Source organism: Pararhizobium sp. DWP3-4 (assembly GCF_049898205.1).
GTDB lineage: Bacteria > Pseudomonadota > Alphaproteobacteria > Rhizobiales > Rhizobiaceae > Pararhizobium.
The window spans coordinates 180,997-196,637 of record NZ_JAFCXF010000008.1; the positions used below are offsets into that span (position 1 = coordinate 180,997).

Here is a 15,641-nt window from a genome sequence, read left to right on the forward strand (position 1 = left end):
CCGCTCGAGATAAGCCGCTACCGAGAAGTAGGGCTAAACGCCTTTGTTCTCGAATACTGAGAAGGCTAGTTTGGTCAGTGGGTCGCGCGTAATAAGACTCATGGCCGGTATGATAGCGCAATGTTGCTCAGCCATCGTGAGTGGACCAAAGCCATCCACAAGTTGATTGGCCGGGCTTCTATTTAATCGCGAGGGGACGTCGGGCCAAACTGTCAGGTTGCATGTGCGATAAAGGCCACCGCGCCGATCGGACAGTATAACGGTGCTGGTCTAGACCGCCAACGCAACAACCGCTATTTGACGGACTAACTACTTGTCGATGATGCACCACCCTGAAAGATTTCGAGGCTATACCCTAGTGAAAAAGGTTCAACGCAATTTCGTTATTGAGTACAAATCCGGACGAAGAAATCTTGATGCCAAATCGACTTCGATCTGGGGCATCATGGATCTGAAATCCGTTGCGCGAGATTTGGAAGGGGAAGCAGCGCCTTTTCTAACGCCGCATGACCGTAATGACCTGGCCGATACTGAAACCTTCTCACCCAAAGCAGAAGGGCGAGGACTGTTGTCGACACAATCAATTAGGCATCCAACAACTGCCGCGAACACACAGGAGATAACCATGGCCGACGAGACCGAGATGACAACAAGTAATGAAGCGCCAGCCTCTGTGGTCGCTGCGGTTGAAGTGCCCAAGAAACAGCGAAGACCTCGTGCCAAGAAGGCCACTTTTGAAACGGCTTCTGCCGAAGCTGCGGCGGAGGCAACGCCTTTGAAGAAAACGAGAGGACGTAAGCCCAAGTTGAATGGAGATGCGAGCAGCGCCAAAAGCGCACCGGTGCGCCGCGCTCCGAAGCCTGTGCCAGCAGCGAAAGCTGCGCCAACGATTTCAGTCGACGAGATGGCGGACATTCTGCAGTTGGAGGAGGAAAACAAGCGGTTACGCAAATTGCTTGCTGAGAAGCTTCGCGCAGAAAATACGGATCTTCGTAAGCGGCTCAACTTAGGTTGATCAAAGACGATTAACGAAGCGATGGCCATTGTTTCTCTGCGCATGTGATATGCGGTTTTGTGTTGCTTGTTGTTTCGGCCAATGCCCAAACTCGCCATCGGCGGTGCGAGGAAAATATTCGGCTGAGCGAAATGGCCTCACCTTGGAGGCTCTCGAGTCAGTGTTCATATTGTAAACGGCACCTTCATGAGCCTGTTAATTGAGCATCGTGCTGCATCACGGTGTAACGGGTGCCCGTGAGCGTGCGCCACGCCGTCGCCCCAAGTCGCCATTCGTAGGATCTGAACCAGATGACATTTGAGTCACCGCCGCCGTAATAACAAGAGTGACCCCAAAGCCGAGCCCAACGAAAACAGCCTTGATGCGGGTGTTCAATTCGACGTGCCGCCCAATTGCTTGGTCTGTCGGGTGGGCATTGAAAAAACCGGCATAATAAACTCCTTTCCCGACAACTTCGTTGCCGGATCGCTGTTCCACATTCCGGGCCGAATAACTTCCAAGCATTACGGCCGGGCGGTAACTTTACGCAACGCTTTAAGAGGTGACACGTCGATGAAGACAATAGGTATGGTGGTTTTTGAGGGCGTCCAGTCTTTGGATGTTTCCGGCCCGCTGGACGTCTTTGCTGAAACCAATGCTTTTGTCAGGCCTGATCAGCATTATAAGATTATGACGATCGGGCCAGCCGATTGCAATGTCACTGCTTCGAATGGGATGATCCTGGCGTCGAACCTCAGCTATGCCGAAGCAACTTTCCCCCTTGATCTCCTTCTCGTGCCCGGTGGCCCGTCCTTGCCGACTTCTGACGCGCCGTCTGGTGTTGTCGATTGCATTCAGCGTCTAGTACCGCTCAGCAGAATTTACGGCTCTGTGTGTACAGGCGCGTTTCTGCTTGGGGCAGCAGGGCTTCTGGATGGCCGGAAAGTCACGACCCATTGGCAGAATGCCAAACAACTGGCCCTGCGATATCCAAATGCGGCTGTCGATTATGACCGGATCTACATGCGTGACGGTCCTATGGTGACCTCTGCCGGGGTGACTGCGGGCATCGATCTGGCACTAGCTTTGGTTCGTGAGGAGCACGGGCCGGCCATCTCGTTGGCCGTTGCCAAGCGGCTCGTCGTCGTTGCCCAGAGATTGGGAGGGCAATCGCAGTTCAGCCCTTACATCGAATTCTCTTTGGACACCGGATCGCCAATTTCCGGAGTGATCACTTACGTCATGGAGCATCTCGATAGAGATCTGTCTATCGCCGAACTCGCGACCGCAAGCGCGATGAGCGAACGGAATTTTGCCAGGGCTTTCGTCGCAACCACCGGCTCCACACCGGCCCAGTACGTTGAAAGGGCGCGCGTCGATGCGGCGCGCGCCATGCTGGAAGGAACCAGAAAACCCCTGAAGCTCATTGCCCACGAATGCGGATTTGGCAATCCCAAGCGCATGCGCGAGGTCTTTGTAAAGCGCCTCGGAATCCTGCCCACCCAGTACCGGGATCAGTTTTTGATCAAATGACGATGCCAATCAGCTTTCCCACTTCGAGTTCAGGATGAGATCGACGAAGTTCTCGCGCTTGTAGGTTGGGTCCATGTAGCTCAGCACGTCGGCCTTCACGTTGCCAAATGTGGTCTCTGGCTTTCTGATCGTGCCTAGGCAGAAGGAGGACAGGATGCCGTGCTTGAACTTCAATCCTCGCGGATGGCATGTGCAGACCTCGTGCCGCTGCGCATCGGTGAAGCTATCATAGGCAATTCCGAGCACGTCCATTTCGACGCCGGCGGTCACGAGCGCGACTGTCGGTCGCTTGTGCTGCGGAATTCCCGGGGTCGTGTGTAAGGCGATCGAGTCCCAGACGTCATCGACGTCGCGTTCCGATATGTCGTAGGCCGAGAGAAAGTCACGCGCGGCATTCGCGCCGTCAACTTCGAAACGTTCCGTGTCGCTGGCATATTGATCCATGATCCCCATGTCATGAAACATGGCGCCAATATAGAGAAGCTCAGGATCGTAATTGAGTTGTTTGCGTTCGCCGGTCAGGGCGCCGAACAGGAAGACGCGGCTGGAGTGATGAAAGAGAAGATCCGTCTCCGTATCGCGGACCAGTTCTGTTGCAGCTTTCGCCATGGCGCTGTCAGGGATCTTGACGCCGGCGACGACCTTTGGTTCGTTTGTCATTGGAAACCTCTTAATTTAACGATGAGCGGCACACCTGCGCCGATGCGGCCGATCAATCGCCGCCAGCCCTATACTCTGTCGGTTTGGGGTGTTTGATCAATTCGCTTCAGGGGCCCGATCCTGCCAACAAGGGGCGGAAATCTGCCACCATGCTTGCATATCCTGGTGACGAGCTGAGTGACGTTGTCTGATTCCGGCTCTTTACGGTTGCGCCCCGGTGCCCTGTTGTCACGGGGGCAAGAATTATAACAACGAAGAAAGCCTATCCAGAGCTTGAAGAGGAGGTTGGGATCGCGAGGTCGCAACCCCGGCGGCCAGTCGTGTTACACCAGTTCCCCCATGGCCTGCGCTGCCTCCTCAAGCTTGGATCGCAGCCACAGATGCGCCGGATTATTGCTCAGCCGATCATGCCATATCATCTGGACTGGAGCAGCTAGCGCGGTCCACGGGAGCTTGCAGAAACTCGTTGAGATCGCATCTTTAAAGGGGTGTCGATAGTTTGCAGCAGGACGTGAATGTCTATCTCTCAAAGCTTGGTCGAAGTGATTTGAGTGAGGAAGACGGCCGTCGCTCCATCGTCATCATCGACTCTGCGATCAATCTTGAGCACATGGGCGACATCATTGAAAGGGCCTGGTGCCCCAGGTTGCAAAAAGTCTCGTTGGGACTGAAGTTCTCGGAGGACGGCCACGCTCACCCAAATCGAACGGGCGCCATCGAGCGGGATTGGCCGCGCCAACGGATGGAGCCTCACATGTCGGATCTCAGCCTTGGACAAAACCACGCACTCGATGTTGCCCGGATCCTGATGGTCCCGATCACCCTCTTCGAGGTTCTGGCTGGATGACGGTATCCGCAACGCCAAGTGGCTTACTGAGAAAGAGAAGGCTCGAGCTCAACATCGAGGTGGAAGACCAGGCTAAGGTGGCCCATGGGTCCATGCGATTGTTGTTCAAAGACGTGCGCGTCTGGATGATGGGTTTGGTCTATTTCTGCCTGGTTATGGGCCAGTACGGCATTACTTTGTGGCTACCGAGCCTTGTCAAAAACGCTGGCATCACCGGCAACCTAAAAATTGGGCTGGTCACCGCGGTTCCTTACGTGGCTGCGGCCATTGCTATGGTCTTTTTCGGCTTCCGTAGCGACGCCACCCGGAAGCGCCGCCGGTATCTCATTGTCCCGCTGTTGCTGGGGGCGACCGGTTTCGTGGCGTCGGTTCAGTTTAAGAACAATACGGTGTTAGCTATTGCCGCGCTGACCGTCGCTTCCATCGGCGCCGTCGCCGCTGCGCCATTGTTCTGGCCACTCCCTACCGCATTCTTGGCGGGCGCTTCTGCCGGGGGCGGTATCGGACCGATCACTTCGCTACAAAACTTAGGAGGCTTCTTCTCGCCCTACATGATGGGTTGGCTCAAGGACGCAACACAGAGCAGCCACGCCGGTATGTACGCTTTGACGGGCTGGCTCTTGCTAGGTGCGCTGATCACGTGGCGAACGCCGGCCGAGTTGGTGGACAAATAGACTAGAGAAAAGGGAAGAGTGCTGTTTAGACGGTCGGTGAGCTGGGACTGCGAGTGCGACAAAGCCGTACATTGTGCGACATTATTGACGCGCGTGGCTTAGACGGTGTAGCCTGCGCGAGTGGGTGACACCCGCAAAAGACTATCGAAACCATCGAGTGAGGAAGTATGAGCGCTGAAAATCTTAAAGTATTGGGGGGCATCGCGGTCGGTGAGACCCACACCGTGCGCAAGACGATATCTGAATCAGACGTGTATCTTTATGCTGGGATAGTGGGGGATTTTCACCCCAACCACATCGATGAGGAATATGCGCTTGAACATCTGGGGCGTCGGGTCGCTCACGGCGCACTTCTTCCGGGATTTGTCTCTCGTGCCACCGTGGAGTTGATAGGCGATCGGTTAACGCCGCCGGGGTATGCCGCCCAGGAATTCCGAATAAAGTTGATCTCACCAGTATATATCGGCGACACCATCAAAACAACCGCCGTCGTCACACGGCTAGATGCCGAGCGCCGAAAGGTACATATGTCTGTCGAGATCCATGCGGGCGAGGATCGGCTGTGCGCCGTTGGTGACACGACGGTGAAAGTACTTCGTCCCGCCCAACAATGAGGTTCCGATGCCCGACGTGCGAAAGCCCATCCGTTCAGTGCTGCGAGCGGCAGCCGTCATAAAAGCTATTGGTGCTGGAACCAAGGGCATTACCGCGATCGCCGCCGAAGTTGGCGTGAGTAAAGGAACGGTATTCGACTTGGTGAAGACCTTGGAGAGCGTTGGCTTTGTCAGTCAGTCGCGTACTGGCGACGACTATCAGTTGGGTCCAGTTCTGATGCGTTTGGCTTCGACAGGTCTCTCTCAGGTTGATCTAGTCGCTGTTGCCGCACCACATCTTCAGGAACTCGCCAATGAGACGGGGGAAGTTTGCCATCTTGGACGTCGGGATGGCTTCGCGATTACCTATCTTCACCGCGCCAAGAGCCAGCATCTTAGTCGAATGCTCGAGCTTAGCAGTTTGGTGGGCGCTCGTTCGCCGCTCCACTGCACGTCGATGGGGAAGATCATATTAGCTCAGATGAATCCCGAGGAGTTCGAAGACTATCTAGCGATACCCCGAGAAAAATTTACAGAGCGAACGCTTACCAATGCAACGGATTTGGTAGCCGAGTGCGGGGTGGTGCGGGCGCAAAGGTTCGCCCTCAATATCGGGGAGTATGAGGAAGGGGTATCGTCAGTAGCAGTGCCGTTGAACGTGTCTGCTGGGGTCCCTCACCATGGGATCAACTTCGCGGTCCCTTCGGCGCGGATGTCGAGGTCTGCGATTCCCGAACTGGTCCAACAATTACAACGAACGGCTGAGGCCATCCAAAAGGACCTCGGATCCTAAAGGAATAAAACTGGAGAACGAGAAAGTGACCACGGCGGCCGGCGCGGCGAGGATGGTTCTACCATCGCAATCTTTGTTAATGTGTACTGGCGCCGGACCATTTACTAAGCCCTCGGCAATCGCTTTCTGTCGACTGGGTCCCCAACGCTCATCACCGAGTTTCAACCCATAATCGTCGGAATGGGTTGGGGCCTGGGCCTGGGCCTGGGCCTGGACAATCTCGCCCATCGGCGCGGTAAAAGAGGCCGTCGGCAGTGCGTGCTGTAGAGTTCTGGAAGCTTCGAATTACCACAAAGCCGAAAGACAGTGCGCTCGCTGCGCAAATCGCCAACTTTCCAGATGGACGAAAGAGGAACTACACAAAGTCGGCCTGTGGACTTTCTTTGATCCCGCCGTCCAGGGCGGCTGCATGACTGAAGCGGTCACAAATTATCTTGCCAGGCACATGGAGATCGAAGGGTATGTCTATCTCGCCTATGAGCCGATAAACGTGGCATTCCGGTGCGGTACAGGTATAGCCGCGGACAATGCGGAAAAATCAGTCTGGAAGACTGAGCCCGTTTACCTTGGCATATATGCAATCGCACAGGCGACGAAGGCCTCCGGCAGCAAGGTGGCGCTCCAGGTGCACCGGATGATGCAAAAAGGCTCGATCATCCGCGGATGGTTGAAATTCCGGGTATCTTCGTGGATGCCGTCGTCATAGTGCAGGATCATGAACTTGCCGGCGGAACCTCTATCCCCCCGTTCAGAGGTACCAGTCGGCGGCGGCGGCATCGTCAAGCCGGCGTTACGAAGTGTCCGACGGAGCAATGGTCAGCCGAAAGGAACTTTTCGATCGCATCCGTCATCTGCCTGCCACTCCGCCTGTCCGTCGGCATCGAGACCCCATTCTAAAATACGCGACCCACTCCAAGCGCAATGCCGAGGCTGGCAGGTTATCGAGCTACCACCGCCAGCGTCAACTTCCACATCCCCGTCGGCGCCAGCAAGAATCGCCCTTCAGCCGACGCGAACAGTGCAAGGAGGCCCATGTAATCTTCACGAGTCCAGCCCGCAGACACCCTACCTCGAGTTGGCGCTTGCCCTTCGTGCAGGGTTAAGGGCATCGCTCATCGTTGGGGCAACTCAAGCCTTCACAGTTCAGGAAATATTGATTTTTGGAATGCCGAAATCGTCAAACCGGCGAGGATGCCGTGATGGGACCGTTGACAACAATAACGCGACATGCATAGTGAACCTCCATTGCCGCACAGCGTACGGCATTACCGCACTAAAAGACCGAGATAGGGCAGCCAACTCGGCAGTGTGCGGGATCAACCAAGTGAGTGATCAACAAAAGGTGGGAACGAAAATGGGAACGATTGAAAATCGCATCAACTCAACCATGCGCCGTTGCTGGATAGGAGGCCTTTCGCTAGTTGCGATGTGTGTGGCAACCACTACCGCCAACGCGGCATGCAACCCAAAGAATCTGGAGCGAGCACCGCTGCCATCCTGGATCCAACAGCCCGATGTCAGGACGCTGAAGACGCGGGGTAATGTCGGCGAAATGCCATCATCTTACCTCGACGTTGCCATTTCGCCGGAGCAGGTGCAGGATGTTTGCACGAAGAAGTTGAAGGCAGCATTCCTCAACTGGTCGGCGGGCGCCTATAACGATGCGATCGTGCAGGGTGCGAAGGATGCGCTCGAGGCGATGAATATCGAACTCGTTGCCGTAACGAACTACAACTACAATCAGACACAGCTGGCCAACGATGTGCGGGACGTCATGGCCCTTCGTCCGGACTTCATATTCTATTCGGGCATTGACCCAACGGCAGACCGAGCCGCACTTCAGCCGGCGGTCGATGCAGGTGTGGGGGTGGTTTCCTTTGCCAACGCACCTGGCGGATGGACCGCTGGCAGGCCGTCCAATTTCATTACACTTCTATCATATGACACGCAGGGCAACGGCGCGTTACTGGCGCGCGAAGTTGCCAAGAAATTTCCGGATGGCGGAAAACTTGGCATGATCTATTTCGACGCCAACTATAAAATCGTCAACGAGCGCGAGCAGGGTTTTCAAGACGAAATTGCCAAAACCGACATCGAGATGGCGGTCCGGTCCCCAATGAGTTCGCCCAACTCGACGCAGGACATCACGTCCGCTATGCTTGCACGTAATTCGGACCTAGATGTCATCTTCGCGCCGTGGGACCTGCCTGCAGATGGCGTGATTGCCGCGCTCAACGCAGCAGGCTCCAAGATCGCCATTGCCCATATCGATCTTGGCTTTACGGGTGCCACTCAGATCGCCTGCAACAAAGGGCCGATCTTTGCGATGTCATCCCAGCTTGTGTATGAGTGGGGGCGCACCGGCGCCATCGCTGCAGCGCTCCATGAACTCGGCCAGCCCGTACCCCCTTACGTCATGGTTCCAATCTTCACGGCGAACAAAGACAATCTCAAAGAAGCCTGGGACATCGCCTATGGAGCGACTGCGGAGCTACCTGCTGCGGCGCAGAAGTGCTTGGCCGCCGAGTAAGCTGTGACGAAATCACGTACAAGCGAGTGGGGTTTTACGGTGACATTGTCGACGAACGAAACGATTGCAGATTCGGTGCCATCAGCGGCTAATGTGTCGCCGTTCGCACTCGAAATGCGTGATGTCCAAAAATCTTATGGCGCCGTCAAGGTGCTGCACGGTGTCGATTTCCGGGTAAAGAAGGGAAGTATCCACGCTTTGCTCGGCGCCAATGGCGCCGGAAAATCGACCTTACTCAAGATTGCGGTTGGTGCAGTTTTAGCTAGCGATGGAAAGATTCTCATCGATGGCGCCGAACATGTCTTCTCCGGTGCGTTGGACGCCCGGAAGGCGGGTATTGGAATGGTCTTCCAGGAACGAAGCTTGATCCCGGATTTGACCGTTGCTGACAATATTTTCCTGAACGGAGAACGCCGACGCTTCGGGCTTGTCGATCAGAGTGCCCAACACCGTGAGATAAGGCGAATTTTCGAGAAACTCGGAGTGCAAATCTCGCCTAATGCGATAGCGGGCGAACTCGGTATCGCAGACCAGCAAATGGTCGAAATAGCAAAAGCCGTGCGGTTGGCCGGCTCGGTATTAATCCTGGACGAACCAACCGCCGCATTGACGGACAAGGAGGTTCAAAGGCTATTTGCGGTCGTTCGTCAACTTGCTGGTACGGGGGTCGGCGTTATCCATGTAACGCATCGGCTTACGGAGATTTTCGACATCTGCGATGACGTCACAATTATCCGGGACGGTCGGACAATCCTGTCAAAGAGCGTTCAAGCAACGACGATGTCGGAGGTTGTCGAGGCGATCGCCGGCGGGGTCGTTAGGGAAAATCTCCGTTCGGCCCAACGCCCCAAATGCACGGTAGATCAAGTTCCGATGCTGTCTGTGAAGGATCTGACCGTGGGGGAAAAGCTGAACAAAGTCAGCTTCGAACTTCAGCCAGGTGAAATCGTGGGTATTGCCGGCCTCGCAGGAAGTGGACGCACGACGCTCCTGAAAGCGCTTTTTGGTCTGGTGAACCCCGACTTGGCCGACATTCGAATCCTAGACCGGCGAGTCAAGCTTTCCTCTCCTTCACGCGCAATCCGTGAGGGAATCTACCTCATTCCGGAAGACCGGAAAACCCAGGGCCTTGTCCTGTCGCATTCGGTTGGTTCGAACATCGCGATGTCTGTCTGGAAAAGACTTTGTCGCGGTCCGCTGCTCAGTGCAAATCGTATCAATGGGGTCGTGCGGGAAGCGATAGTGAAGTTTCAGGTCAATCCGTCCGATCCCAACAAGATTGTCGAATGGCTGTCAGGAGGCAACCAGCAGAAGGTCGTACTCGGCAAGGCATTCAATGCGCGGGGTCGGGTCCTTCTGCTAGATGAGCCGACATTCGGAGTTGATATACATTCTCGCGCTGAGATCACCAGCCGCATCCGCGAGTTTGTGGATGCGGGCAACAGCGTGCTGTGGGCGACGTCCGACCTGAGAGAGTTATGTGACGTTTCGGATCGCATAATGGTCCTCGCGCATGGGACCATTCGCAATGTCGTTACAAATTGGCCGCAGCGAACGGAGGCGGAAATCACCCGTCTAATCCAGCAGCGGTCGGCGGGGTAGGTGTATCGTGATCATAGAAGCCAATGTCCGGACGCACAGACGTGCGGAACCACACGAAAGATACAATAAATGAACATGTTTGATCGAATGGTGAAGGCCATTGTGGCCCCCGGCAGTTCTGCTCTCCTCGTGATAGTTATGGTTCTGCTGATCTCTGCTTTCTCTGTGATGCTCTGGGACACCGCATTCCTGAGCGTCGGCAACTTCATGAATATCCTGAAGGGCAAGACACCATTGATCGTAATGGCGGTTGCCAGCGTATTTGTAATCAGCGCGGGGGAAATTGACCTTTCAATCGCATCAGTTCCACCTGTCGCAGGTATTGTCGCGGCAAACCTCTTGGGACAGGACATCGCGATTTGGCTGGTCGTGCTTGCCGCTCTGGGCACTGGTTTGGCGATTGGCCTGATCAACGGCCTCATTACGGTTAAAATCGGCATCCCCTCCTTTATCGTAACACTGGGAATGATCGGCGTTCTCCAGGGGATGGCGCGTGTGATATCTGGAGAACAGGCGGTGCCAATCCTAGATTCGACCTACACCGCTATCTTTGGCCAGGGCAGCATTGGAACAATCCCTTCTCTGCTGATTTGGACTTTGATCATTGCGATATTAGGCGCCGTTGTCTTGCGGGCGACACCGTTCGGCAAGGCTGTGCTTGCGACTGGCGGCAACGAAACCGCCGCCCGATATTCCGGTATTTCCACCGACAGGATACGCATAATAGTGTTGGTGCTTAGCAGCTTGGCTGGCGCACTGGCGGGCTTGCTTTATACGGGTCAATTCGGGTCCGGACGCTATGATCTCGGCGGTAATGACATGCTTCCAATATTGGCGGCGGTTATTATTGGCGGCACCGCGCTCAACGGTGGTCGGGGTAGCGTCGAAGGCGCGGTCGTAGGCGCCCTTCTTGTCGGTCTCGTGAGCAACGGCGTTATTCTTTTGGGCTTTTCGACGCCACAGCAGCAGATATTTTCCGGCATGATCATTGTCGTAGCGGTCGCTCTTAGTGGTCGTCGCCTCATACAGCGCCGCCTTTGAACGTTCCCATTGGCAGCATCGCCCACCTCAGTAAACGGATCTACGAATGGAAGAGTCTCTTGCGTACAAAACGCTTCTAGAGGTGTCGGAAAAAATCCGCACCGGCGAAGTCTCGCCGACAGCGCTGACCGAGCACCTTCTTGATCGCATTGCGATGGAAAACCCGAAGTATTACTGTTACGAAACGATCACGGCCGATCACGCGCGCAATCAAGCCGAGAAAGCGGAACGTGACCTTCGCGAAGGGACCTGGCTTGGTCCCCTCCATGGAGTACCAATCGCGGTAAAGGATCTGTACGAGACGAGTTTCGCGCCGACCAAGGGCGGCACGAGAATTTACGACGCGAGCGCAATGAAGGATAGCGCTACCGTCGTCACACGTCTCGAGAGCGCCGGTGCTGTAATTCTGGGCAAGCTCCAGATGACAGAGGCAGCCTATACCAATCACCATCCGTCGGTCGTTGCGCCGGTTAACCCAGTGGACGCCGAATACTGGGTGGGGACGTCATCGACCGGTCCTGGCGTTGCGACGGCAGCGGGCCTCTGCTTCGCTTCACTCGGAAGCGATACTGGAGGGTCAATTCGCTTTCCTTCCGCGACTTGTGGCCTGACCGGGCTGAAGCCTACTTGGGGACGTGTTAGCCGACATGGTGTTTTGCCTATGGCTTCGTCGCTCGACCATGTCGGACCTATGTGCCGTTCGGCGGCTGATGCTGCTGCCATGCTAGGCGTGATTGCGGGAAGGGATCCTCATGACCTTACCACATCCATGCAATCCGTACCGAATTACATGGAATTCATTAGTCGCGATACGGCTGCATTGAAAATCGGCATTGACCGCTCATATACGCGTGAAGGGCTAGATCCGCAGGTCATCGCAGCACTCGACGAAGCGGAACACACTTTCGTCGAGTTGGGTGCAAGCATCGTTGAGATCAGTATGCCAGACTACCGACCTCTCACCACGAGCTGGATGAGCCTGTGCTCTGTCGAGCTTGCCATCGCACATTCTGACACTTACCCCATCCAGAAAGCCATTTACGGCCCGGAATTGGCGGCATTTCTTGACTTTGGACGGACGCGATCCGGACTGGATGTTGGAAAAATCATTCACGAGCGTTTCCTTTATTCCTGCGGTCTAGCGGCGGGCTTAGAAAACGTCGATATGTTACTCATACCGACCATGCCAATGACCACGCCAAGTCTCGTCGAGATGAGCAACCTCGGCAAGATGCCCGAGGTCTTAACGGAGTTGCTGCGGTTCACGGCGCCGTTCAATTTCTCAGGTAGTCCCACCGTTACGCTGCCGAATGGCGTCGACAGCAATGGGATGCCGCTTAGCATGCAGTTGGTGGGCAAGCATTTTCGCGAAGAGGTCATTCTTAAGGCCGCACATCTATTCCAGCGACATACAGACTGGCACGCTCTAAGGCGCACAATTCCTTCCGGCCATCGTTTGTATTGAGGGACGTGAAGCACTCTAGAAAGTCTCGTGGTGAAGGAGGATTTTGCCGCTCACCGCCGTGCAACAAGGAGCGCACCCTGGCTACTCGCGCCGACCAGTAGTGCATAGAGAAGGCCGCAACGGTAAAATCGGGCCGACGTGCTCGCGCCGCGGGGAGGACAACATGTTTTGAGCGCCGATCGCTATTATGATTGCGCCCAGTCGCCATTGACGCTCAAGATCGCGGTCACCTCAGACAGTCTGGTTAAATGGTTCTACGGGCGGCAAGCGCATTCGCACACCAGACCGGCGTCCTGCTCGATTTGATGCTCGACTACGAGGCTCATACTGCCGAGCGCCTAAGCTGCGGCAAGGTGCTGGCGTAATCACAGCTCAGCCTGAGCCGGTCCAGAGGTGCCGGACATCGGCGCTGGGTACGTTTCGCTTTTTTAGCGTGCGCCAGTTCGGTATTCCTCGAACGATATTTCCCGGAGGGCGTGGACGGTCGGTCGATTTCGCGCCCGCAGCTGTTGCGCTTCGATCTGGGTGACGGCCCGCACTCGCGCTAGGCACGGGCGGCACACGTCGTAGAATTGTCGGGTGCCCACGCACAAGATACCTTCACGCGGGGCGCTCTCGGCTTTGCGTTTGGCCGGAGTTGACAGGGGATGGAGCCTCTCCCGCTCGTCGAGGAATAACTCGCGGTCGGCACCTTGGCTGAGCTGAGTCCAGCGCGGAGGATCGATGTGCCGCTTTATTGGCAAGCGATGCAATTCGACGCGACTCTGCTCGACCGCCCTGACCCGCGTTGTATCGCCGGCCGCGACTGCGCGCCTGCTGTCGACTGCGTGAGGGTGATTTGAGAGCGCGACGCGCACGCCATTGAACGGTCTTATTCAGGGGTATTGCCTCACGGTTTCCTCGGCGCTCCGCCGTTCGACTGTTGGCGAGCGAGCTCAGCTTCGGAGAAAAGTTTCTGACAAGGGTGAGCCGGGCACCGCTACGCTTCGCCGCTCATTAAGCTTTCCTTCAAAGCTTGACGCGGATTTTGCCGCTAATCAGTGGAAGCTCCAGGGCCTAACTTGCTTTCGAACAAAGGAGCAAGTCTATGAAACATACCGTTCACTACACATTCTTCATCACCGGCGTCTCGTCCGGATTCGGTCGTGCGTTTGCCAATGCGGCGCTCGCCGCCGGCCATCGCGTCGTCGGCACCGTCCGCAAGGAAGAGGCGCTCGCCGAGTTCGAGGCGCTGGCGCCTGGCCAAGCTTTCGGCAAGCTGCTCGACGTCACCGACGAGCCGTCCGTCCTGCGAGTTGTTGCCGAGGTCGAGAGCGAGATCGGCGCGATCGACGTGCTCATCAACAATGCCGGATATGGGCATGAGGGCGCGGTTGAGGAATCGCCGATCGAGGATCTGCGCCGCCAGTTCGAAGTGAACGTCTTCGGCGCGGTCGCGGTTATCAAGGCAGTGCTGCCCTATATGCGCGCACGCCGTGCGGGCCGCATCATCGGTGTCACGTCGATGGGCGGCATGATCACTCTACCGGGGCTGGGCTATTACCACGGCAGCAAATTCGCGCTCGAAGGCATTCTCGAGTCGCTGGGCAAAGAAGTCGCTGGTTTCGGCATTCACGTCACCGCCGTAGAGCCTGGCGCGTTCCGCACCGACTGGGCCGGTCGTTCAATGGTCCGCGCACCGCGCAGTATTCCGGACTACGACGCGGTGATCAACCCGTGGCGCGAGCGCCGCGAGGGCTATAGCGGCCATCAGCCAGGCGATCCCGCCAAAGCAGCGCAAGCCGTCCTTGAAATCATTGCGTCGGACGCACCACCCGCGCACCTGCTGCTCGGCAGCGACGCCGTTCGGCTGGTGCGCGAGAAGCTTACATCTTTGAACAGCGAAATCGACGCCTGGGAGTATCTCTCCCGGTCGACCGAATTCGCCTGACTGATCGAAGGCGAGACCAACTATGTCCATCCTCCCTAATCCCCGCGTGATCTTCCCGCGTGAGCCGTCTGCCCGCGGGACGCGGTTGGGCATCCTGTGCGGGATCATCGCCGCGATCATCTGGGGGGCCTTCCTCACCGTATCCCGTCACGGGATCGGAGCCGGCCTCCAGGCCAGCGATCTCGCCTTCATGCGCTATTCGACCGCGGGCCTGCTGCTACTGCCGATGTTGCTCTGGCGTTCGCCTTGGACGCTGGGCGGAATCGGCTGGTGCAAGGGCGCGGTGCTTGCGCTCCTAGCGGGGCCTCTGTTCGTCCTGATCGGGGCCAATGGCTATCACTTTGCGCCGCTTGCCCACGGCGCGGTGATCCAGCTCGGCATGCTCACCCTCATGAGCATCTGCCTTGCCGCGCTGGTGCTCGGCGAGCGGCTGGGGCTGCTGCGGATTGTCGGCCTCGCTGTCCTCATCGCAGGGCTGGCGACGATCGCTGGGCCGGGACTCCTCTCGGGCGGCTCCCAAGCTTGGATCGGGGACATATTGTTCGCCGTGGCGGGGTCAATGTTCGCCTGCTTCACGATCCTCGTGCGGCGCTGGAAAATCTCTCCCGTTAACGCCACGCTGGCCGTCTCGGTCCTCTCGGGGGCGGTCTATGCCCCGATCTATCTGGCGACTGAGGGCTTGGGGCGACTCGCCGCTGCCTCTCCCGCGATGGTGATCGAGCAGGTCGGCGTGCAGGGCATTCTGTCGGGGGTCGTCGCGCTCTTCGCGTTTTCCGAGGCAGTCCAGCATCTCGGCGCGGGCCGCGCCGCATTGTTCCCGGCGCTCGCCCCCGTCGTGGCGATCCTGCTCGGCATTCCGCTGGTAGGCGAACTTCCCACCGCTGGTCAGTGGCTCGGTCTCGTAATCGCGACCGCGGGCCTGATCGTCGCCCTTCGGAACCCATCATCTGCCACGCCGGCCGTCCGGCCGAACTAATCT

At 56.9% G+C, this 15,641-nt stretch carries 13 protein-coding genes and 1 pseudogene; 13 read left to right on the forward strand and 1 reads right to left on the reverse strand.

From position 1 onward, the window contains the following. Nucleotides 1-358: 358 nt before the first annotated feature. Nucleotides 359-1,015 (forward strand): transcriptional regulator, encoded by a 657-nt coding sequence (locus ACP7E6_RS20990; protein ID WP_426231761.1) that lies wholly within the window; start codon nt 359-361, stop codon nt 1,013-1,015. 297 nt (nt 1,016-1,312) lie between these two features. Beyond that, the gene (locus ACP7E6_RS20995; protein ID WP_426231661.1) at nt 1,313-2,527 is read left to right on the forward strand and encodes a GlxA family transcriptional regulator; all 1,215 of its coding nucleotides are present in this window, start codon (nt 1,313-1,315) and stop codon (nt 2,525-2,527) included. A 9-nt stretch (nt 2,528-2,536) separates the two neighbouring features. Here ACP7E6_RS20995 and ACP7E6_RS21000 read toward each other — a convergent pair whose 3' ends face one another. Next, on the reverse strand, nt 2,537-3,187 hold the full coding sequence (locus ACP7E6_RS21000; RefSeq protein ID WP_426231662.1) for an HD domain-containing protein: 651 nt from the start codon (nt 3,185-3,187) through the stop codon (nt 2,537-2,539). Between the two features lie 484 nt (nt 3,188-3,671). Between ACP7E6_RS21000 and ACP7E6_RS21005 the strand changes: the two are divergent. The 11 genes and pseudogenes from ACP7E6_RS21005 to ACP7E6_RS21055 all read left to right on the forward strand — a co-directional run. Then, nucleotides 3,672-3,878: pseudogene (locus ACP7E6_RS21005) on the forward strand (Na/Pi cotransporter family protein); the annotation flags it as partial. Between the two features lie 152 nt (nt 3,879-4,030). Then, entirely contained in the window at nt 4,031-4,708 is a 678-nt protein-coding gene (locus ACP7E6_RS21010) for an MFS transporter (RefSeq protein ID WP_426231663.1), read from the forward strand. 167 nt (nt 4,709-4,875) lie between these two features. After that, nucleotides 4,876-5,322 carry a MaoC/PaaZ C-terminal domain-containing protein gene (locus tag ACP7E6_RS21015; protein WP_426231664.1) on the forward strand — a complete coding sequence of 149 codons (447 nt, stop codon included), beginning with the start codon at nt 4,876-4,878 and terminating at the stop codon, nt 5,320-5,322. Nucleotides 5,323-5,329: 7 nt separating this feature from the next. Continuing rightward, a complete protein-coding gene (locus ACP7E6_RS21020) occupies nt 5,330-6,094 on the forward strand; it encodes an IclR family transcriptional regulator (protein ID WP_426231665.1) in 765 nt (254 codons plus the stop codon). A 409-nt stretch (nt 6,095-6,503) separates the two neighbouring features. Further along, nucleotides 6,504-6,800, forward strand: a complete 297-nt coding sequence (locus ACP7E6_RS21025) for a hypothetical protein (protein WP_426231666.1) — start codon at nt 6,504-6,506, stop codon at nt 6,798-6,800. Between the two features lie 648 nt (nt 6,801-7,448). Beyond that, entirely contained in the window at nt 7,449-8,624 is a 1,176-nt protein-coding gene (locus tag ACP7E6_RS21030; RefSeq protein WP_426231667.1) for a substrate-binding domain-containing protein, read from the forward strand. A 39-nt stretch (nt 8,625-8,663) separates the two neighbouring features. Further along, on the forward strand, nt 8,664-10,226 hold the full coding sequence (locus tag ACP7E6_RS21035; protein ID WP_426231668.1) for a sugar ABC transporter ATP-binding protein: 1,563 nt from the start codon (nt 8,664-8,666) through the stop codon (nt 10,224-10,226). Between the two features lie 69 nt (nt 10,227-10,295). Further along, entirely contained in the window at nt 10,296-11,267 is a 972-nt protein-coding gene (locus ACP7E6_RS21040) for an ABC transporter permease (protein WP_426231669.1), read from the forward strand. A 46-nt stretch (nt 11,268-11,313) separates the two neighbouring features. Continuing rightward, nucleotides 11,314-12,732 carry an amidase gene (locus ACP7E6_RS21045; RefSeq protein WP_426231670.1) on the forward strand — a complete coding sequence of 473 codons (1,419 nt, stop codon included), beginning with the start codon at nt 11,314-11,316 and terminating at the stop codon, nt 12,730-12,732. 1,087 nt (nt 12,733-13,819) lie between these two features. Continuing rightward, on the forward strand, nt 13,820-14,662 hold the full coding sequence (locus ACP7E6_RS21050) for an oxidoreductase (protein ID WP_426231671.1): 843 nt from the start codon (nt 13,820-13,822) through the stop codon (nt 14,660-14,662). Between the two features lie 22 nt (nt 14,663-14,684). Continuing rightward, nucleotides 14,685-15,638: a DMT family transporter gene (locus ACP7E6_RS21055; RefSeq protein ID WP_426231672.1), complete on the forward strand. Its 954-nt coding sequence runs from the start codon at nt 14,685-14,687 to the stop codon at nt 15,636-15,638. Nucleotides 15,639-15,641: the final 3 nt, after the last annotated feature.

Excerpts from the sequence above, each read along its gene's own strand:
- ACP7E6_RS21000 (WP_426231662.1), bottom strand. The coding sequence starts at position 3,187 with ATGACAAACGAACCAAAGGTCGTCGCCGGCGTCAAGATCCCTGACAGC.
- ACP7E6_RS21010 (WP_426231663.1), top strand. The coding sequence starts at position 4,031 with ATGACGGTATCCGCAACGCCAAGTGGCTTACTGAGAAAGAGAAGGCTC.
- ACP7E6_RS21015 (WP_426231664.1), top strand. The coding sequence starts at position 4,876 with ATGAGCGCTGAAAATCTTAAAGTATTGGGGGGCATCGCGGTCGGTGAG.
- ACP7E6_RS21020 (WP_426231665.1), top strand. The coding sequence starts at position 5,330 with ATGCCCGACGTGCGAAAGCCCATCCGTTCAGTGCTGCGAGCGGCAGCC.
- ACP7E6_RS21025 (WP_426231666.1), top strand. The coding sequence starts at position 6,504 with ATGACTGAAGCGGTCACAAATTATCTTGCCAGGCACATGGAGATCGAA.
- ACP7E6_RS21030 (WP_426231667.1), top strand. The coding sequence starts at position 7,449 with ATGGGAACGATTGAAAATCGCATCAACTCAACCATGCGCCGTTGCTGG.
- ACP7E6_RS21040 (WP_426231669.1), top strand. The coding sequence starts at position 10,296 with ATGAACATGTTTGATCGAATGGTGAAGGCCATTGTGGCCCCCGGCAGT.
- ACP7E6_RS21045 (WP_426231670.1), top strand. The coding sequence starts at position 11,314 with ATGGAAGAGTCTCTTGCGTACAAAACGCTTCTAGAGGTGTCGGAAAAA.
- ACP7E6_RS21050 (WP_426231671.1), top strand. The coding sequence starts at position 13,820 with ATGAAACATACCGTTCACTACACATTCTTCATCACCGGCGTCTCGTCC.
- ACP7E6_RS21055 (WP_426231672.1), top strand. The coding sequence starts at position 14,685 with ATGTCCATCCTCCCTAATCCCCGCGTGATCTTCCCGCGTGAGCCGTCT.